Here is a 19,470-nt window from a genome sequence, read left to right as displayed (position 1 = left end):
CGACCTCGTTGCTGCTAGCAAGCGTCACGCTAGCCCAGCTACCCGCAGCCGCGCAGGTGCCGGGTAACGGCGGCCCGTACAACGCGCACGTGCTGAACGGCGGTATCGGGATCGAGCGACCGCTTGAGCAGGCTGACGCGCTGGTCGCCGCGGGCGCGCCCTACACGATCGCGACCTGGGTGCGCCCCGACGCGGGGCTGCGCGGCGAGGTGGTGCTGGTGCAGCTGGGAGACGCTGCAGCGAACCGCGCGTTGGTGCTCGCGGACGGCCGGATCGGACTGCGCGACGGTGGGACCCTGGTCCGCGGCGGCGCGGTGCCGGCGGGTAGCTGGCACCACGTCGCCGCGGTGTCGGACGGATCGCGGGTCACGCTGTACCTCGACGGTCGCGCGGTGGCGCGCGGCAGCGCGCGATCGACCGCGGTGGCGCCGCGTCTCGCGATCGCGCCGGCCGTCGCCAGCACGCCGCACTTCGGCGGCGATCTGGTGGACGCGCGCGTCGACGGTCGCGCGCTGGGTGCCGCCGCAATCGCCGGGATCGCGCGCGCGCGACCCGATTTCGCGCTGGTGCAAATGACGGAGGTCGGCGTCGGCTGGCCACTCCAGAAGCAGGCCAACATCGGCCTCACCACGCAGCAGGATGCCTGGACGCTGCCGCAATCGCGCGACAACGCTTATTCCGTGCCCGTCGCCAAGCCGGTGTCGACCGCGCCGGTGATGCAGCCGACCGCGCCCGGACACTGGCAGGTCAATGGCTGGACGCTGGCCGCTGCGCCCGACGTGGCGGGCGACGGCGCGACGCTGTCGCGCGCGGGCGCGCCCAAGGGCACGTGGCGCGCCGCCACCGTGCCGGGCACGGTGCTCCAGACGCTGGTCGATCGCGGCGTCTATCCCGACCCCTACTACGGGCTCAACAACCTGAGGATCCCCGAGCGCCTGGCACGGCAGGATTACTGGTACCGCACCAGCTTCACCGTACCGGCGCAAGCCGCGGGCAAGCGGCTGACGCTGGTGTTCGGCGGCATCAACTACGCGTCGGAGATCTGGGCCAACGGGACGCGATTGGGCGAGACGCGTGGTGCGTTCGTGCGCGGGCAGTTCGCCTACACGCCGGTCGCGGGCGAGAACGTGATCGCGGTCAAGGTATCGCCGCCGCCGCATCCCGGCATCCCGCACGAGCAGTCGGTGAAGGCTGGCGTGGGTGAGAACGGCGGACAGCTCGCGATCGACGGGCCGACCTTCGTCGCGACCGAGGGCTGGGACTGGATCCCCGGCATTCGCGACCGCAACACCGGGCTGTGGCGCCCGGTCGAGCTGGTCGCGACCGGCCCCGTCAGGATCGGCGACCCGCACGTCGTCACCGACCTGCCGCTGCCGCGCACCGACAGCGCCGACGTCTACGTCACCGTGCCGATCGACAATGCGGGCGCGGCGACGAGCGTCACGGTGCGCGTCGCGTTCGAGGGCGTGACCGTCGAGAAGCAGGTGATCGCGCCCGCGGGCCACAGCGAGGTCTCCTTCACTCCGGCCGAGTTCCGCCAGTTGAAGGTCGCGAACCCGAAGCTGTGGTGGCCGAACGGCTACGGCGCGCCGCACCTCTACGACGTGACCTACGAAGTGGCGGGGGCAGACGGCGTGTCCGACACGCGCCGCGACCGCTTCGGCATCCGCGAGGTCAGCTACGACCTGTCGCTGTTCGACGCGGCCGGCAGCTTGCGCCGCGTCAACGTGCAGACCACCGACGGCGCGCTCGCGCACACGTCGCTGATCGACGTGCGCCACGCCGCGATCAAGCAGACGCCGACCGGCTGGGCGGAGTCGCTCACGCCAGCGGGCGAACGCTCGCGCGCCGTCACCGCGATCACCGAGACGTTGCCCGAGCCGCACCTGACGATCCGCGTCAACGGCGTGCGCATCGCCGCGCGCGGCGGCAACTGGGGCATGGACGACGCGATGAAGCGCGTCAGCTACGACCGGCTCGCGCCGTATTTCCGCCTCCAGCGCGAGGCGCACATGAACATCATCCGCAACTGGATGGGCAACAACAACGAGGAGGAGTTCTACGATCTCGCCGACGAGAACGGCATGATGATCCTGAACGATTTCTGGCAGTCGACGCAGAATTTTCAGGTTGAGCCCGACGACGCGTCGCTGTTCCTCGCCAACGCGCGCGACACGATCGCGCGCTATCGCAACCATCCCTCGATCATCCTGTGGTTCGGCCGGAACGAGGGCGTGCCCTACCCAACGCTCAACGAGGGGCTGGCGAAGGCGGTGTTCGATCTCGACGGCACGCGCTGGTTCACCGGCAGCTCGAACGTCGTCAACCTGCAGGGGTCGGGCCCCTACAATTACCGTCCGCCAGTCGGTTACTTCACCGACCTCGCCACCGGCTTCTCGGTCGAGACCGGCACGCCGTCGCTGTCGACCGCGGAGTCGATCGCGAGCTACGTGCCCGCGGGTGACCGCTGGCCGCTCGGCGACGTGCTCGCCTATCACGACTGGCATTTCGCCGGAAACGGCGACACCAAGACGTTCATGGCCGCGCTCGACCGCATGTACGGCGCGGGCACCAGCTTCGCCGATTTCGAGCGCAAGGCGCAGATGATGAACCTCGAAACGCACAAGGCGATGTACGAGGGCTATCAGGGCCATCTGTGGACCAAGAACTCCGGCCGACTGCTGTGGATGACGCACCCGGCATGGCCGTCGAACGCGTGGCAGATCTACTCGTGGGACTATGACACCCACGCCGCCTATTACGGCGCGAAGAAGGCGGTCGAGCCGCTCCACGTACAGCTCAACCTGCCCGGCAACGAGCTGGTGGTGCTGAACACCACGCGAGACGACGCGCGGGGGCTGACCGCGCGGGTGCGCGTCGTCGGGCTCGACAACCGCGAACTGTACGCCCGCGACACGAAGCTGGATGCGCTGGCCAATCGCGCGACCCCGCTCGCCGCGGTGCCGCTGACCGACCTGTTCGCGCAGACGCCGATGGTTCTGGTCAAGCTGTCGCTGCTCGGCCGTGACGGGCGCTCGCTGTCGGAGAACTTCTACTGGCGCGGCCGCGACGAGGCGGCGTACCGCGCGCTCAACACGCTCGCCCCGGTCGCGCTGACGGCGAGTGCCGGCGCGCCCCAGGTCGACGGCGCCGACCGCGTGATGCGGGTCACGCTCTCCAACGATACCGCCGTCCCCGCGCTCAATGCCAAGCTGACGCTGGTGGATGCCGACGGAAAGCGCATCCTACCCGCCTTCTACGACGACAATTACATCTCGCTGCTGCCGGGCGAGCGTCGCGACATCGCGATCCGCTATCCCGCTGGCGTGGCCGCGCAGCCGAGCGTGAGGCTCGCCGGATGGAACGTCACCGCAGCGACGATCGCCGCGCGATGAGCGCCGGCAGCATCGCCGATGCCGGGGACGCGGCGGGTTCGGAAGGACGGGTCACCGGCGCGATCGTGCTCAGCGCGCTGGGCGCCGCGCTCGGCGGACTGCTGTTCGGGTTCGACACCGCGGTGATATCGGGCACCACGACCGCGTTGCAGGCGCGTTTCGCGCTCTCGGACGCTAGCCTCGGCTTCACCGTCGCCTCCGCGCTGATCGGGACGGTCATCGGCTCGCTCGTCGCGGGCGCGCCCGCCGACCGGTTCGGGCGCAAGCCGATGCTGCTCGTCATCGCGGTCGCCTACGTCGTGTCGTCGCTCGGCGCGGCGCTGGATGCTCGGGATCGTCGCGCTTCCGTCCGCGGTGTTCCTGCTCGTCACCCTGCTGCTGCCCGACAGCCCGCGGTGGTACGCTACCAAGGAACGCGACCGCGAGGCGCTGGCGGTGCTCGGCCAGTTCGGCTTCGACTGTCCGCCGTCAGCACCAATGGCACAGATTTGAGGTTGTGATTTAAGGAGGATCTGGGCTTCGTCGTAGTGACGAAGGAACGAAGATGAAGCCCAGATCCTCCAATGTAAAATCGCCCGCCAAGGCCCCAGCAGAGCGGGTAGTGAAGGACATCCGCCGACAGACCCGGCGCCACTTTTCGGCCGAGGACAAGATCCGCATCGTGCTGGATGGCCTGCGCGGGGAAGACAGCATCGCCGAGCTATGCCGCAAGGAAGGCATTGCCCAGAGCCTGTATTACACCTGGTCGAAGGAGTTCATGGAAGCTGGCAAGCGCCGCCTGGCCGGCGACACCGCCCGTGCCGCGACCACCGGAGAGGTCCAGGACCTGCGCCGCGAAGCCCGGGCCCTGAAGGAATGCGTGGCCGATCTGACACTGGAAAACCGTCTGCTCAAAAAAAGCATGGTCGCGGATGGGGGCAACGACGAATGAGATATCCCGCATCCGAGAAGCTCGAGATCATCAGAACCGTCGAGCAGTCGCACCTGTCGGCCAAGCGCACGCTGGACCAACTCGGCATCCCTCGTCGGACATTCTACCGCTGGTATGATCGCTACCTCGAAGGCGGGCCGGAGGCGTTGGAAGATCGGCCATCGGCGCCGAGCCGGGTGTGGAACCGCATCCCGGCGGGCATCCACGACCAGATCATCGAGCTGGCGCTGGAACAGTCTGAGCTGAGCCCCCGGGAACTGGCCGTGCGCTTCACCGATGGGCAGCGCTACTTCGTGTCGGAATCCACGGTTTACCGCCTGTTGAAGGCCCACGACCTGATCACCAGCCCGGCCTATGTCGTGATCAAGGCTGCCGATCAGTTCCACACGAAAACCACGCGGCCGAACGAGATGTGGCAGACCGACTTCACCTACTTCAAGATCATCGGGTGGGGCTGGATGTATCTGTCGACCGTGCTCGACGACTTCTCGCGCTACATCATCGCCTGGAAGCTGTGCACCAACATGCGAGCCGAGGACGTCACCGACACGCTGGACCTCGCCCTGGCGGCTTCTGGTTGCGACAGCGCCACGGTGCTGCACAAACCCCGGCTACTCAGCGATAATGGCCCCAGCTACATCGCGGGTGAGCTGGCGGAATACATCGAGGCCCGGAAGATGAGCCATGTCCGCTGCGCCCCGTGTCATCCCCAAACCCAGGGCAAGATCGAGCGCTGGCACCAGACCCTGAAAAACCGCATCTTGCTGGAAAACTACTTCCTGCCCGGCGACCTCGAAGCCCACATCGAGGCCTTCGTCGAGCACTACAATCACCAGCGATACCACGAGAGCCTGGCCAACGTGACGCCTGCCGACGCCTACTTCGGCAGGGCTCCGGCAATCATCAAACTGCGCGAAAGGATCAAGCGACAGACCATCGAACATCGGCGCTTGCAGCACCGCAAGTTCGCCGCCTAACATCAACCCCCTGACGAGGTCCGCACTCCGCTAATCTACGCCGCGAGTTGTGCCGAATGTTCTGACGACGGACAATCAGGTCATGGGGGGCATGCCCCCCATGACCTGATTGTCCGATCCGCCGATAGGCCTCGACCGGGGTTCTCCCGGCCAGTCCCGAGTGCGGACGCTGGGTGTTGTAATAGGTGATCCACCGGCCAAGGCCAGCCCGCAGCTCCGAGCCGGTCTCGAAGGCGTGGAGATAGACGCACTCGTACTTCAGGGATCGCCAGAGGCGTTCGATGAAGACGTTGTCCATCCACCGGCCCCGGCCATCCATGCTGATGCGGACCTCGGCGTCACGCAGCACGCTGATGAAGGCGTAGCTGGTGAACTGGCTGCCCTGGTCCGTGTTGAAGATTTCCGGCTTGCCGAACCGGGCCAACGCCTCTTCCAGCGCCGCGACACAGAAGCCGGCGCCCATCGTGTTCGACAGCCGCCAGGCGAGCACCTTGCGGGTCGCCCAGTCCATGATCGCCACCAGATAGAGGAAGCCACGGCGCATCGGGATGTACGTCACGTCGGCGCACCACACGTGATTGGGCCGTTCGATCGCCAGCTTGCGCAGTAGATACGGATAGACCCGGTGCTGCGGGTGCTGATCGCTCGTGCGGGGCCGCTGGTAGATCGGCGTCAGCCCCATCTTCGCCATCAGGCGACGCACCCGATGGCGACCGACCTCGTGCCCGGCACGCCGCAGGTGCCGCGCCATCTGGCGGCTACCGTACCACGGGCAGTCCAGGAACGTCGCGTCGATCACCGTCATCAGCGCCAGCGTCTCGTCCGTTTCCGGCATCGGTGCGTAGTAATACGACGAGCGGCTGATGCGCAGCAGGCGGCACTGCGCCGCGATCGACAAGCAGTGGTGAGCAGATTCGACCATCGTCCGCCTCCGGTCCACGCTCATCGACCGAAGGCTTTCGCTAAAAAATCCCGCTCGACGACCAATTGCCCGATCTTGGCATGCAGCTTTTCCACCTCGCTCTCGCTGACGGCCTTGGCCACATCGCCAGCCCCGGAGAACGTGCCTGCCATGCCGTCGATGGCCTGCCGCTTCCACGACGCGATCATCGTGTGGTGCGCACCATGCTTGGCTGCCAGCTCCGCCAGCGTCAGATCGCCCCGGATCGCTTCCAGCGCGACCTTGGCCTTAAATTCGGCGCTGTAACGCTTCGGAGCGCCGCCTCAATCCGTTCTGCCATTTGATCTTCATCCATTCAGTTTGCCCGGCATCAGGCCGCTCCTAACAATCGACTCTCCCTTCATCTCATCCGCGCACGACGGCCGCCATGTAAATCCCGGTTAAACGTTATGAATATTGCGGGAAGGCGCGCGGTAGCCCTCGACGCGATGCCGGTCAGAACGATAGGCTCGGATGTTCCGAACGCGCTCGTCACCCAGCACGAGCAGGGAGGCGGAGCCCTATGGAGAAGCATTTCGACGCGATCATCATCGGTGCCGGCCAGGCTGGCCCCGCCCTCGCCGCCCGCCTTTCCACCGCAGGACAAAGGGTCGCGATCGTCGAGCGCCATCTGGTGGGCGGCACATGCGTCAATACCGGCTGCATGCCGACCAAGACGATGGTGGCCTCAGCCTACGCCGCGCATCTCGCGCGCCGCGGTGCCGAGTACGGCGTCGTCACGGGTCCGATCAGCATCGACATGGGGCGCGTCCATGCGCGCACCAGCAGGGTGTCTTCGGATGCGCAGGGACGCGATGAGGAATGGCTGCGCGGCCTGGAAAACTGCACCCTCATCTTCGGTCACGCGCGGTTCGAGGGCGGCAGATCGGTTCGGGTTGGTGACGACCTTCTGACCGCCGCCAAGATTTTCATCAACGTCGGCGGCCGGGCCTTCATTCCCGACATGCCGGGCGTCGCCGATGTTCCGCTTCTCACCAACAGCTCCATCCTGAAGCTTTCCACCGTGCCGGCGCATCTGGTCGTGATCGGCGGAAGCTATGTCGGCCTGGAATTCGCCCAGGCGTTCCACCGCTTCGGTGCCGAAGTGACCGTCGTCGAAAAGGGCGAGCGCCTGGTGGGCCGGGAGGACGAGCGGGTCTCGGCCGAATTGCAGCGCATTTTTGCGGACGAAGGGATCGCAATCCGGACGCACGCCGAGTGTATCCGCTTCGCGCCTCACGGGGACAAGATCGAGGTAGGCCTGACGTGCGCGCACGGCGCGCCGGCAATTATCGCGAGCCATGTCCTGATGGCCGTTGGCCGCATCCCCAACACGGGCGATCTGGGCCTCGAGGCCGCCGGCATCGAGATCGACGAGCGGGGCTATATCCGCGTGAATGATCGGCTCGAGACGACCGCGCCCGGTGTCTGGGCGCTCGGTGACTGCAACGGCCGCGGCGCCTTCACCCACACGAGCTACAATGATTTCGAGATCGTCGCAGAGAACCTCCTGGACGGCGCGGATCGCAAGGTCACCGACCGGATCGCCTGCTACGCGCTCTACACCGACCCGCCTCTCGGCCGGGTCGGAATCAGCGCGGATAAGGCGCGATCGTCAGGGCGCAGCGTAAAGGTCGGCCGCCGCCCCATGTCGAGGGTAGGGCGTGCGGTGGAGAAAGATGAGACGGCAGGGTTCATGGAAATCGTGGTCGACGCGGAGACGGACCGGATTTTGGGCGGAACGATATTAGGCACCTCTGGCGACGAGGCGATCCATTGCATCCTCGATATGATGGCGAACGACGCCACCGCTGATCGCCTGCGGCAGACCGTGCATATCCATCCGACCGTCTCCGAACTTCTACCGACAATTGCAGGCAGTCTCGAATGAACGGCGAGGAGCTTCGTTCGGCCTATGTCGAGGGGATGGACAACGACCGCCAGCCGTTCGGCGAGCCCCTCGATCTGTCCCAGATAGCTCTGGAAGTGCGGGGTCGCCCGGTGGGCGTCGATCGCCGCCTGATCGGTATAGAGCTCGTCGAGCACGATCCGACCAGACGGTGCAGGCTCCTGCCAGAGATCATATCGCAGGTTGCCGGTTTCGGCCCGGCTTGGCGCCAACATTCCACGCAGCAGCGCCTCGAGCGCATCAGCCTTGCCAGGCTTGGCGCCGAGCACAGCAACGATCTTCACATGGGAGGACAATTGGCGGTCCTTTCTCAGCGGGTTCGTCGGCACGCTCACACTCCCCGCAGCGCAGGGCAACCGGAGAGAGTGAAACATGCTTGTGCGCGGAGGCACAGTCCGCGCCCTTGCCAAATCATCGCGCAGAGCGAAGCTTGCGGGAGCGAGCCGGCGCCCCGCAGCATCTGACAACACGAACTCGTCGAGGATTAGCGTTCCCATGGGCATTTTGGAAACCCGCAAAGACCAGATCTTCCCGACGCTGACCGCCCACCAGGTCGACAGCGCGCGCAGGTTCGCGAGCGGTCCGGAGCAACGCTTCGCGCCCGGCGAGGCTGTCTTTTCGATCGGGGCCGTCGGCACTCCCTCATGGCTCGTGATCGAAGGTGAGATCGAGCTGACCCGGCGACGCGGCCTTAGCGGCGAGACATCCGTCACGAGTTACGGTGTCGGCCAGTTTAGCGGCGAGGTGAACGCCCTGGCCGGCCGTCCTTCCATCTCGGCAGGGCGCGCGGGGTCTGATGGCTGCATCGCCATCCCGTTCGACGCACCGCACCTTCGTGCGTTGATGATCGGGACAGCCGATCTCGGCGAAATCGTCATGCGCGCGCTCATCCTGCGCCGGGTCGAGCTCATCGAGGACGCGGAGGCCGGGACTATCCTGGTGGGAGCTCCCTCGAACCCGAAAGTTGTTCGGCTGCAGGTGTTCCTCACCCGTGCCGGCTATCCCAACCTCGTGCTGGACGCGACGACCGACGCAGAAGGCAAGGCGCTGATCGAGCGGCTTGGTATATCAGCGGCCGAACTGCCGCTGATCGTCTGCCCTGACGGCACTTTCCTGCGCGATCCGACCGAACTCGAGCTCGCGACCTGCCTCGGCATTACGCCGTCGATCAAGGATGGCGCGCGGTTCGATGTCGCGATCGTCGGTGCCGGTCCGGCCGGGCTGGCGGCGGCCGTCTATGCCGCGTCGGAGGGGCTCTCGGTAGTCGTCTTTGACGGGCGCAACACAGGGGGCCAAGCCGGGGCCTCGTCGCGGATCGAGAATTATCTGGGCTTCCCGACTGGGATTTCCGGTCGTGCGCTGGTTGGCCGCGCCTTCAATCAGGCGATCAAGTTTGGCGCGGAGATCGCCGTCCCGATGCATGTCGACCGGCTCGACTGCTCGGGCAAGGAACTGACGCTCGAAATCGCGGGGGGCACCCGCGTGATCTCCAAGGCGATCGTGATCGCCTCGGGGGCAAGCTATCGCCGACCCTGTCCGTCGTCAGAACATTCGGCACAACTCGCGGCGTAGATTAGCGGAGTGCGGACCTCGTCAGGGGGTTGATGTTAGGCGGCGAACTTGCGGTGCTGCAAGCGCCGATGTTCGATGGTCTGTCGCTTGATCCTTTCGCGCAGTTTGATGATTGCCGGAGCCCTGCCGAAGTAGGCGTCGGCAGGCGTCACGTTGGCCAGGCTCTCGTGGTATCGCTGGTGATTGTAGTGCTCGACGAAGGCCTCGATGTGGGCTTCGAGGTCGCCGGGCAGGAAGTAGTTTTCCAGCAAGATGCGGTTTTTCAGGGTCTGGTGCCAGCGCTCGATCTTGCCCTGGGTTTGGGGATGACACGGGGCGCCGCGGACATGGCTCATCTTCCGGGCCTCGATGTATTCCGCCAGCTCACCCGCGATGTAGCTGGGGCCATTATCGCTGAGTAGCCGGGGTTTGTGCAGCACCGTGGCGCTGTCGCAACCAGAAGCCGCCAGGGCGAGGTCCAGCGTGTCGGTGACGTCCTCGGCTCGCATGTTGGTGCACAGCTTCCAGGCGATGATGTAGCGCGAGAAGTCGTCGAGCACGGTCGACAGATACATCCAGCCCCACCTGTCAACGGCGGAGCAAAACCAGGCCAGCGGGGCGGAGTAAAAGCAGGCCACTTGAGGCGCGCGCTGACGATATGAAAAGGGCCCCGATCGGGGCCCTTTTCATATCGTTGCCGTCCTCGGCCTGATGGTCAGGAAGATAATATCTCACCGGTGTCCGGGTCGGACAGGGCACTGGCCTGGTTTTGCTCCGCCCCGCGACGTTTGCGTCCGGTGGACTGCTTGAGGCGATAGCTGTCGCCGTTCATGGTCAGGATGGTGGCATGGTGGGTGAGCCGGTCGAGCAGTGCGCCGGTCAGCCGCTCGGAGGCGAGCACCTGCGTCCAGTCCTCGAACGGCAGGTTGGAGGTGATGATGGTCGAGCCGCGCTCGTAGCGCTGCGACAGCACCTCGAAGAGCAGTTCGGCGCCGGTCGGGGACAACGGGACGTAGCCGAGTTCATCGACGACGAGCAGCTTCACGGCCGCCATCTCGCGTTGGAGCTTGAGCAGCCGTCGCTCGTCTCGCGCCTCCATCAACTGGTTCACCAGCGAGGCCGCGGTAGTGAAGGCGACTGTGAAGCCCTTCTGGCAAGCCGCCAGGCCGAGCGCGAGGGCTACATGCGTCTTGCCTGTCCCGCTGTTGCCGAGCGCAATGACGTTCTCGCGGCGCAGGATATATTCGCACCGTGCGAGCTCGACCACCATCATCTTGTTCAGGCTGGGGATGGCGGTGAACTCGAAGGTGTCGAAGCTCTTCACAGCCGGGAAACGGGCTGCGCGGATCCGTCGTTCGATGGTCCGGCGCTCGCGGTCGATGAGCTCCAACTCGATAAGCCGCAACAGGTAGCGCGTGTGGTCGACCCCGCCTTGCGCGCATTCGCGCGCGACCTTTTCGTACTCGCGCAGAACGGTTGGCAGTTTGAGTTGTTTGAGATGATGGGCGAGCAGCACCTGTGGCGTACCTGCGGTCGTGCCCACCGGCATGGCGTCCTTGTCCGTCATGCTGCCAGCACCGCATAGTCGGCCGCGCACGTCGTTTTGACGTCCATCTTGGGCACGTGCGGATACGCCGCTAAATCCAGGCGCGGCGGACGGCGCTCGATACGCGCCAGCGCGATGAGTTTTACCGCGTCAAAACCAGGTGCGCCCAACTGGACTGCCTCGGTCACGGCATCCGTGACGATGGGAAGCGGCATCGCCTCGAGCAGCCGCAGCACCTGGATGAACTCGCGTTTACCCTTGTTGCCCATCCGGGCCTCGAGCAGGTGGCGCAGATGCTGGAAGATGTCCGGCAGGTTCCAGTCCTGAAGGGCTGCCGCCTGGTCGAGCGCACCGGGCTTGGTCTCGATGAGCGCGAGATAGTGCAGTGGGTTGGAGACGAATACGCCTTCGTCGTAGCAACGCGCGTGCCGGGCAATCTCTTCGCCCGCGCATATGATGACGACCTCGTCGACGAACCCCTTCACCATCACGTCGCGGTAGCCGTACGCGGTCGGCACCGAATAGTCGTTGGTCCGGTAGCGCACCATCGCGGTCGACGACACGCGCGCCGCGCGTTTCTCGCATGGCTCCAGTGGTACGGACGGCAGCGTGCGCAATGCCGATACGTCTGCCGCCAGCCGCTCGGCAATGGTCTGCGCGTGCTGACCGGCATGCTCGCCCTGGCGCGTACGGCAGGACTCCTCGAACCTGGCGTTCAGGACATCGAAATTGGCAGCGACCGGCACGGGCACCATGAAGTTGTTGCGCGCAAACTTCACCAGCCCCTCGACCTTGCCTTTGTCGTTGCCTCGCGCTGGACGCGCAAAACGGTCCTGAAACAGGTAGTGGCTGACCAACTCGGTGAAGGCGCGTGTGCGCTCGCGCGTTCCATCGCCGCAGATCTTTGCCACGGCGATGGTTGTGTTGTCGTAGAGGATGGACAGCGGCACGCCCCCGAAGAACGCGAATGCCGACACGTGCCCGTCAAGAAACGCCTCGGTCGTCTCGCGCGGATACGCCTTGAAGAAGCAGGCATCCGACTGCGGCAGCGACATGCAGAAATAGTGGATCTTCATCCGCTCCCCGCCGACGACCGCGACCGCCTCGCCAAAGTCGACCTGTGCATGCCCCGGCGGGTGCGCCAGCGGCACGAAGGTCTCGCGCCCGCGGGCCCTGCACAGCCGCACATGGTCCTTCACCATCGTGTAGCCGCCCGTATAGCCATGCTCGTCGCGCAGCCGCTCAAAGATCCGCTTGGCCGTGTGCTGCTGCTTGCCCGGCGCCTCGCGGTCGGCTGCCAGGATTGCGTCGATAACCGGTAGCAGCGTCCCGAGCTTCGGCTTGGTCGGAGGTTTCGTCCGGCGGTATCCAGGAGGCGCCGAATACAGGCACATCTTGCGTACCGTATCCCGGTTCAGCCCGAACACCTCCGCCGCTTCCCGGCGACTATGCCCCTCGACAAATACAAACCGTCTGACCGCTGCGTAGCTCTCCACGACAAACATCCCCGCCGCTCCGCAAAGGGAGCAGCTTACCAACTGGCCGGATTTTACTCCGCCCCCGACGGCACTGCGCCGGCGGTCCTGTGGCCTGGTTTGTCACCGCCCTTCACACAATCAACAGCATCCTGAGCATCAATTCCGGATCGATCGAGGGCCGCCCGCTCGTGCTGTAGCTGGCTGCCAGCGCCTCGCGCACAAAGCCGAAGTCCAACACGCCGTCGATGCGTCGGAGCAGGTGGTCGACCGGCACATGCTCATCGAGCCGGAAGCCGTAGAACAGCGCGCCCTGTGCCACCTGCCGACCCATCATGTCCGTGATCCCCTGCCGCCTTGCAGGAGTGAATCACGCCCTCGTCACGGTCGCAAGCACCTGTTTTTCAACAGCCTCCACCGGTTTGTGGTTGAGCATGATGTTCCGGGGATCGTGGCAAGCTGAAGAGGCGATGGTGAGGCGAGCCGAGCGACAGGAGCGTTCACTGATAGGTCAGCCTTCAGGCCGGGCCAGAATGTTGAGGCCGGAGCCGATCCCGTATCGGTTACGGTGTGTCCCGCTGCCGGGCCAACCACACCGTGCGGTAGCCACAGGTTGGGTCCTGGGCCACATGCGCGGCCACATCGAACCCATGCGTCTCCAGCAGCGCCCGGTATTCCGCCTCGTTTAGGCTGCCATGATAGAGCGGATCGCCCTGAAGTTCGCCGATCGCGACGCCCTCGACGTCGCCGCTGGTGAACATCAGCGCCGCGCCGGGTGCGGCGTGCGCCTGAAAGCGCGCGAACATGCTGCGTTGGTCTTCTGGCGAGAGATGGAAGAAGCTGTCCCAGGCAAGGCGACCTTCGCCACGCTGGCGCATGTCGTCGTTTCCAAGTTCGACCACCATCTGCCGCTCTATCGTCAGGCCGAGATGATGGCGGCGCAGGGCCTCGACATCGACCGCTCCACCCTTGCCGGCTGGACCGGGCAGGCCGCAGTCCTGCTCGACCCGGTCGTCAGCCGTATCCGTGATGCTGTCTTGACCGCAGACAAGATCCATGCGGACGACACGCCGGTGCCGGTGCTCGACCCGGGCCGAGGCAAGACCGCGACCGGGCGGCTGTGGGTATACGCGGCCGATGACCGCGCGTCCGGCAGCACGGCGCCGCCCGCGACCTGGTATCGCTTCACACCCGACCGGACCGCCGCGCACCCGCAGACGCATCTCGCCGGCTTCCGCGGCTTCCTCCAGGCCGATGCCTATGCCGGTTATGACGGGCTGTACCGCAGCGGTGTCACCGAGGTAGCGTGCTGGGCGCATTACCGGCGCAAGGTGTTCGACCTGCACGAGCGCATCCCCACGCCGCTGACCACCGACATCCTCCAGCGCTTCGGCGCGCTCTATGCCGTCGAAGCCGAGGTGCGCGACCAGCCACCGGATGTCCGGCACCGAGTGCGACAGGACCGAACCAAGCCGTTGGTCGGCGCCTTGCGCGAGGTGCTCGACGCTGCCCTTCGTCGCCTGTCGCCCAAGTCCGATATGGCCAAGGCCATCGCCTATGGCACCAAACGCTGGCCGGCACTGTGCCGCTTCCTCGACGACGGCCGCCTGGAGATCGACAACAACATCGCCGAGCGTGCCCTGCGCGGCGTCGCCGTTGGTCGCCGCAACTGGCTGTTCGCCGGCTCCAGGGCGGGCGGCGAGCGTGCCGCCGCGATCTACACCGTCATCCAGACCTGCAAGGCCAACAGCGTTGACCCGCAGGCGTACATCGCCGACGTCATCGCCAGGGTCGCCGACGACTGGCCCGCCAGCCGCTGGGACGAGCTCATGCCGTGGAACTGGGCTCGCGAACCTGCCAGGCTGGCGGCATGAGCGCCGAAACCGTTGCCCGCCTGCACCTCGTCCTGGACAACATCGAACCCGCCATCTGGCGCCGGGTCGACGTGCCGGTCACCGCCAGCCTCAAGATGCTCCACGATGTCGTCCAGGCTGCGATGGGCTGGGAGAACTGTCATCTCTGGCACTTCGAGGCCGGCGACCACCGCTACGGCGTGCCGGACCCGATGTGGTCGGAAAGCGGCATGGCGGCCGCCAAGAACGTGAAGCTCGCCGCCCTCCTCGACCGGGGCATGAAAGAACTCGTCTACACCTACGACATGGGCGACGACTGGCGGCACACCATCACCGTGGAAACGGTCGGCCCCGGCGAGCCTGACGTCAAATACCCGCGCTTCGTCGCCGGCGAACGGCGCTGTCCACCCGAGGATGTCGGTGGCTTGCCCGGATACGAGATGTTCCTCGACGCCATGGGCGACCCCACTCACGAGGAACACGACCGACTGCGCAACTGGTATGGCGGCCCTTACAACCCTGACGACATCGACGAACGCTTCACCCGGCGCGCCGTCGCCGCCATCGCCATCCGCCGCCATGCTGGCAAGCTCGCCTACCAGAAGAGCCGGCCGCAATAACAAGGCGGCCTACCGGCCACGCTTACTGGGTTTCTCGTCGCGAGAACGGTTGGCGGCCATGCGTCGAACCGGCTCAGGTGGTTCCGAAGAAGGCCATCTATTGTCGGGCGGATTTCGCAACTGGCGGACTGGCGCTGCGGTTTCCGGGCGAAGCGCTGCTGCCGTGCGATCGAGGGAGAGAGGCCGCGTCGTGCGGCGAAGCGCGATCCTGGGCGTACGCCCCCCGGAAGCCATCTTCCGGGGGGCGGCCGTCGTCTGGGTTACATCCGCACGGACACACCGGCGACGAGCTGGCGACCGAGCAGGTCGTAGCCCATGATCGTGTTGCCGCGCAGCAGGCCGATCTGGGCACGGCTGTCCGGGATGATCGGCGGGTCCTTGTCGAAGATGTTGTTTGCCGCGAGGCGGAACGTCATCTGCTTGCTGATGTCGAAGCTGAACGCGAGGTCGAACCAGTCATAGGCCTTAATGCCCGCATACTGGTCGCGCCGGGCGCTCTCGTCCTGCCGGGGAATGCCGGTGTCCTCCGGTGAATAGAAGGTCAATGGCATGGCGCTGCGGTGGCGCCAGTTCAGCGACACGCTGGCAATCCGGTCCGGAGAGGTCCAGGTCGTGCGGAACTGGTGGGCCCAAGTGGGCATGCTCTCGCCGCAGCCGCTACCCCAATAGCCAGTGCAGTCGCGCGCCTCGACGGTTGGGTCACCTTGCGTCCCCACGAGTGTCATCAGCGTGCCGTTAAAGCTCATGTCGAGGAAGCCGACGCTGCCCAAGCCCAGGTTATACTGCCCCTGGAAATCCCAGCCGTGCGACTGCGACTTGTAGCCGTTGATGGAGCCACGTGACACCCAGCCCGTCGAAGGGCTACTGGCCGGCGAGCTGGACAGCGTGCCGTCCGGATTGCGCACGATGCCGCGGCAGAAATAGTCGTTGCCGGTGTTGAGGCACTCGGTGATCCAATCCGACGGGTTGAGGAAGGTGAGCTGGTCTTCCAGATCGATCAGCCAGCGGTCGATCGACACGGTCAGACCCGGCAGGAACCGCGGCCGCAGCACTACGCCGAACGTCTTGGTGAACGCGGTTTCCGGGGTGAGGCCGAAGCCGTTCTCGCGCACCGTGCAGCGATCGTCGGGGCAGATCAGCGTCTCACTACCGTAGAGGTTGTCGGCGAGGCCGGTGTTGCGGCACTTTTCCAGGCTCGCGCTTGGTCCTTTGCGCGGACCGTTGGGATTGGCTGTATCGATTTGCGGTGCGCACGGGTCGGCGTAGAAGCCCTGATTCCAGAAGACGTTCACCGCACCCGCTGCAGCGCCGACACCCGGCGCCGCCTGCGACTTGTTGTAGGATGCGCGGAAGGTGATGTCGTCGATCGGGGCCCAGATGCCCTCGACCTTCCAGGTGCCGAAGCTGCCATCGAGACGGTTGTACTTCGACTGGCGATAGCCGGCATTAAGCTGGAGCAGCTGGGTCCAGGGCTGATCCTCGACGAGTGGCGCCTGCACCTCGATGTTGCCCTCGAGGATGTTCTGGGTGACGCGCTGGTTCTCGCCGTAGCTGTTGTTCGCCCGAAAGATCTCGTTGACGGTGGAGCGCTCCATCTCCTCGCGATATTCGGCACCGATGGCGATCGCCACGCCCTGCCCCGCAAGCGGCGAGATGATGCCGTACTTGCCGAGATCGCCGCTGACCGTCCCGACGAACTGGAGGAGACGCGGGACGCGCGTGTAGATGCCGCCGGTTTCGCCGCCGTAAAGATAGTTGTTGAGCGCCGCGTCCTGATTGAACGGTGCAAAGGCGTTGAAGGGCACGCAGGCCGGATCAGAGCCGTCGACTACCGAGCGGCAGGTCGGGGTGCCGCCCACGTTGACCACGTCGAGCGAGCGGTTGACGCTTGCGAACCGCGCTCGGGGCGTGTCGATGTTGTCGAGTCGCGCACGCGAGATCATGCCGGCGACGTCATAGGACCAGACGTCGTCGAGCACGCGGCCGCGCAAACCGGCGACGATGCGATAGCCTTCGTTGGTGAACTTCTGCTCCACCAGCGGCAATCCGTCGAAGCGGTAGCGGACGTCGAGCGGCGCATATTGTCCTGCGATCCCGGCGTTGGCACCGCACAGCACCTGTGCCTGCGACGCCGACAGCAACGGGTTGTCGCAGTTCACCCGGAAGGGATCGCTGCCATAGACGGAAAAGGACAAGGTGCGATTGAGCTGGGTGTTGTACGACTTGTCGCGGTAGTACAGTCCGTTGCCGTAGAACTCGATGTGGTCGTTGATCTGCGCGGTGATGAAGCCGCCGGCGTTGATGCGGTCGAACGGACGCTGAAACGACCAGTCGTCGTACGGATTGGCCTGGGCCGCCGCAGGGCCGCTGTTGATCGGGATGAAGGTGCCGTTGCCGTTCGGGTTGTTGACCAGCTGCCTTCCAGAAAGAGACCCTGCCTGCGGGATGATGGTGCCGGCGGGCGTGTAGCTTGCGCGCGAACAGGCCAGCGGTGCGGTGTTGCTGGACTGCACGACCTCGCAGACCGCGCCCGAACGATCGCGCAGGCGGACCAAGTCCGATTGGCGATAGTTGACGAAACCGCTGATGTTCACCCGGTCGTCAAACAGGTTGGTGCCGGCGGAAAGGCTGATGTCCGCGCGACCGCCATCGTTGGTCATGCCGGTTGCCGAGTTGACGCCGATCCGGCTCGCGGCCTCGGTGACGGCATTTGCGCGATTGTGGTGGTTGAAGAAGCTGTAGTTGGCGTCGAGGCGGACGCCTTCGAAGTTCTTCTTGAGGATGAAGTTGACGACGCCCGACACCGCGTCCGAGCCGTAGACCGACGAGGCGCCGCCGGTGAGCACGTCGATGCGCTCGACCAGCGCGGTCGGGATGATGCCGACGTCGATCGTGTTGGCGAGGCCGACACGCATGCCGTCGATCAGGGTCAGGGTGCGCTCATAGCCGAGGCTGCGCAGCTTGATGCGCTGGCGCCCTTCGGAGTCGCTGAAGTTCTGCTCGGAGTTCACCTGCACCTGCGGCAGGCGGTTGAGCACTTCCTCGATCGTGGTCGCACCTTGGGCTGCGATCTCGGCCGCAGTGGTGGTGACGATCGGGGCTGCCGAACGGTTGTTCGGGCGCTGGATGCGCGTGCCGGTGACGATCACGTTGCCGCTCTCGTCACTGCTGGCAGTGTCGTCGCGGGCACTGTCCGCGGCCAGCTTGGCGGAGGCGACCGGGTCGCCGATCGAGACCGGCGCGTCCTGCGTCGCGGCGTCGGTGGTGTCGGCAAGGACCTGCGCGGAAGCAGGCATGGAAACCAGCGCGGCCACGCAGCAACTTGTGGCCAGCAATCCCTTTAACAGCATTGTCTTCCCCCGTTTCAGTCCTGGTCGTCGGCCGCACGTGCATGCCGCACGCGCGATCAGTTCCCCGACACGCGTTTCGCGCGCCGCGTCCTGCCGGCTGTGAATCGTGCCCCCGAGCACCAGTGTTACGATGCTGTCACAAAGGTTTCATCTAGACAATACCGATCGTGCCGATTGGTATTATTGGACTAGGCAGTTCTTTTACGGGCCCGGTGCTTGAGAAACGGGAGGCTCCTCCTGCTGGGGCAGAAAGGGATGGCGGGAGAGGCGCGGACGATCACCGCTTGCGGACGCAAAACGCCGAAGCGGTCCTACATGTACTGGACAAGGTTTCTGGAGAAATGAGAGCGGCGGCGAGACCAAAGAGGGCCGATTGGGAAGCTGTGGTCCGACTTCCCGGCAGTCGGAGCGCAGCGCTGTAATACCAGCGGCATGAACTTCCACGGCGAAGCGGCGCGTCATCTGCCGAAAGCGAAATGGCGGCGCTTCGAAGCCAAGAACAGGCGTCGAAGGGACTGGAGCTTGCTGTCAGCAGGCGTCTGTGCGGCGGACGGAAGTCGGCCTTTCGCCAGACGCGGAAGCTTAGTTGTCGTCGGCTTCCTGGTCGACCGCGTCCATGAAGTCGCGTGCGGCTTCGCGGTCGGCCTCGTCCTCGAAGGCGTCGAGGTCGGGCGCGATTCCCAGCATGTACATCAGGCACCACAAAGCGAAGCGGCGGCCGCTGTCTTTTTCCAGCCCGAATTCGAGCCGCAGCCGATCGGCGCCGTCGGCGATCTGACCCGGCGAGAGGGCGGCGATGTCGGCCGAGCCGAAGAAGCGGATGAGGAGCTGGTCGAAGTCCATGGTCGAGCCTTAGCCGAAGCTTCGCTCCGCCCCAAGCCACAGCAGGCCACAGGGGGGAGCACGACCGGCTTCTCTTCGAA

At 65.5% G+C, this 19,470-nt stretch carries 11 protein-coding genes and 5 pseudogenes; 7 read left to right on the top strand and 9 right to left on the bottom strand.

Going from position 1 to position 19,470, the window contains the following annotated elements:
* The first annotated feature begins 8 nt into the window (after positions 1-8).
* The 3 genes from EDF69_RS14830 to EDF69_RS14820 all read left to right on the top strand — a co-directional run bounded on the left by EDF69_RS14830 (position 9) and on the right by EDF69_RS14820 (position 5,303).
* Positions 9-3,395: a glycosyl hydrolase 2 galactose-binding domain-containing protein gene (locus EDF69_RS14830; protein WP_132884489.1), complete on the top strand. Its 3,387-nt coding sequence runs from the start codon at positions 9-11 to the stop codon at positions 3,393-3,395.
* Positions 3,359-3,895: an MFS transporter gene (locus EDF69_RS14825; RefSeq protein WP_204991396.1), complete on the top strand. Its 537-nt coding sequence runs from the start codon at positions 3,359-3,361 to the stop codon at positions 3,893-3,895. The genes EDF69_RS14830 and EDF69_RS14825 overlap by 37 nt, the downstream gene beginning before the upstream one ends.
* Positions 3,896-3,939: 44 nt before the next feature.
* A protein-coding gene (locus tag EDF69_RS14820) for an IS3 family transposase (protein WP_425336651.1) occupies positions 3,940-5,303 on the top strand; the annotation gives its coding sequence in 2 pieces (ribosomal slippage) (positions 3,940-4,287 and positions 4,290-5,303; 1,362 coding nt in all).
* Between the two features lie 124 nt (positions 5,304-5,427).
* Here EDF69_RS14820 and EDF69_RS14815 read toward each other — a convergent pair.
* Positions 5,428-6,479: pseudogene (locus EDF69_RS14815) on the bottom strand (IS3 family transposase); the annotation flags it as partial.
* Between the two features lie 287 nt (positions 6,480-6,766).
* On the opposite strand from EDF69_RS14815, the gene EDF69_RS14810 reads away from it, so the two are divergent.
* Positions 6,767-8,134 (top strand): FAD-containing oxidoreductase, encoded by a 1,368-nt coding sequence (locus EDF69_RS14810; RefSeq protein ID WP_132884622.1) that lies wholly within the window; start codon positions 6,767-6,769, stop codon positions 8,132-8,134.
* A 95-nt stretch (positions 8,135-8,229) separates the two neighbouring features.
* Here the strand turns inward: EDF69_RS14810 and EDF69_RS19680 are convergent.
* Positions 8,230-8,526, bottom strand: a pseudogene (locus EDF69_RS19680) (putative quinol monooxygenase); the annotation flags it as partial.
* Here EDF69_RS19680 and EDF69_RS14800 point away from each other — a divergent pair.
* The gene (locus EDF69_RS14800) at positions 8,525-9,724 is read left to right on the top strand and encodes an FAD-dependent oxidoreductase (protein ID WP_339538584.1); all 1,200 of its coding nucleotides are present in this window, start codon (positions 8,525-8,527) and stop codon (positions 9,722-9,724) included. The pseudogene EDF69_RS19680 and the gene EDF69_RS14800 sit on opposite strands and share 2 nt — an antisense overlap.
* A 35-nt stretch (positions 9,725-9,759) precedes the next feature.
* Here EDF69_RS14800 and EDF69_RS14795 read toward each other — a convergent pair.
* The 5 genes and pseudogenes from EDF69_RS14795 to EDF69_RS14775 form a co-directional block, all read right to left on the bottom strand.
* A pseudogene (locus EDF69_RS14795) lies at positions 9,760-10,287 on the bottom strand (transposase); the annotation flags it as partial.
* A gap of 131 nt (positions 10,288-10,418) precedes the next feature.
* Positions 10,419-11,252, bottom strand: coding sequence for an IS21-like element helper ATPase IstB (gene istB / locus EDF69_RS14790; RefSeq protein ID WP_204991410.1), 834 nt, complete (start codon positions 11,250-11,252; stop codon positions 10,419-10,421).
* Between the two features lie 14 nt (positions 11,253-11,266).
* A complete protein-coding gene (gene istA, locus EDF69_RS14785; protein ID WP_132884630.1) occupies positions 11,267-12,754 on the bottom strand; it encodes an IS21 family transposase in 1,488 nt (495 codons plus the stop codon).
* A gap of 109 nt (positions 12,755-12,863) precedes the next feature.
* Positions 12,864-13,061: pseudogene (locus EDF69_RS14780) on the bottom strand (IS1182 family transposase); the annotation flags it as partial.
* Positions 13,062-13,287: 226 nt separating this feature from the next.
* On the bottom strand, positions 13,288-13,530 hold the full coding sequence (locus tag EDF69_RS14775) for a hypothetical protein (protein ID WP_204991395.1): 243 nt from the start codon (positions 13,528-13,530) through the stop codon (positions 13,288-13,290).
* Positions 13,531-13,572: 42 nt separating this feature from the next.
* Between EDF69_RS14775 and tnpC the strand changes: the two are divergent.
* A pseudogene (gene tnpC / locus EDF69_RS14770) lies at positions 13,573-14,598 on the top strand (IS66 family transposase); the annotation flags it as partial.
* Positions 14,595-15,197: a plasmid pRiA4b ORF-3 family protein gene (locus tag EDF69_RS14765; RefSeq protein WP_132884633.1), complete on the top strand. Its 603-nt coding sequence runs from the start codon at positions 14,595-14,597 to the stop codon at positions 15,195-15,197. The pseudogene tnpC and the gene EDF69_RS14765, both read left to right, overlap by 4 nt.
* Before the next feature lie 260 nt (positions 15,198-15,457).
* Here EDF69_RS14765 and EDF69_RS14760 read toward each other — a convergent pair whose 3' ends face one another.
* Complete coding sequence (locus EDF69_RS14760; protein ID WP_204991394.1) at positions 15,458-18,493, bottom strand: TonB-dependent receptor domain-containing protein; 3,036 nt, start codon at positions 18,491-18,493, stop codon at positions 15,458-15,460.
* A 636-nt stretch (positions 18,494-19,129) separates the two neighbouring features.
* Positions 19,130-19,390, bottom strand: coding sequence for a hypothetical protein (locus EDF69_RS14755; RefSeq protein WP_132884309.1), 261 nt, complete (start codon positions 19,388-19,390; stop codon positions 19,130-19,132).
* Between the last annotated feature and the right edge of the window lie 80 nt (positions 19,391-19,470).

Source organism: Sphingomonas sp. JUb134 (assembly GCF_004341505.2).
GTDB lineage: Bacteria > Pseudomonadota > Alphaproteobacteria > Sphingomonadales > Sphingomonadaceae > Sphingomonas.
This window is presented reverse-complemented; position numbering and strand designations above follow the sequence as displayed.

Excerpts from the sequence above, each read along its gene's own strand:
- EDF69_RS14825 (WP_204991396.1), top strand. The coding sequence starts at position 3,359 with ATGGAACGTCACCGCAGCGACGATCGCCGCGCGATGAGCGCCGGCAGC.
- EDF69_RS14810 (WP_132884622.1), top strand. The coding sequence starts at position 6,767 with ATGGAGAAGCATTTCGACGCGATCATCATCGGTGCCGGCCAGGCTGGC.
- EDF69_RS14800 (WP_339538584.1), top strand. The coding sequence starts at position 8,525 with ATGCTTGTGCGCGGAGGCACAGTCCGCGCCCTTGCCAAATCATCGCGC.
- istB (WP_204991410.1), bottom strand. The coding sequence starts at position 11,252 with ATGCCGGTGGGCACGACCGCAGGTACGCCACAGGTGCTGCTCGCCCAT.
- istA (WP_132884630.1), bottom strand. The coding sequence starts at position 12,754 with ATGTTTGTCGTGGAGAGCTACGCAGCGGTCAGACGGTTTGTATTTGTC.
- EDF69_RS14775 (WP_204991395.1), bottom strand. The coding sequence starts at position 13,530 with ATGTTCGCGCGCTTTCAGGCGCACGCCGCACCCGGCGCGGCGCTGATG.
- EDF69_RS14765 (WP_132884633.1), top strand. The coding sequence starts at position 14,595 with ATGAGCGCCGAAACCGTTGCCCGCCTGCACCTCGTCCTGGACAACATC.
- EDF69_RS14760 (WP_204991394.1), bottom strand. The coding sequence starts at position 18,493 with ATGCCTGCTTCCGCGCAGGTCCTTGCCGACACCACCGACGCCGCGACG.
- EDF69_RS14755 (WP_132884309.1), bottom strand. The coding sequence starts at position 19,390 with ATGGACTTCGACCAGCTCCTCATCCGCTTCTTCGGCTCGGCCGACATC.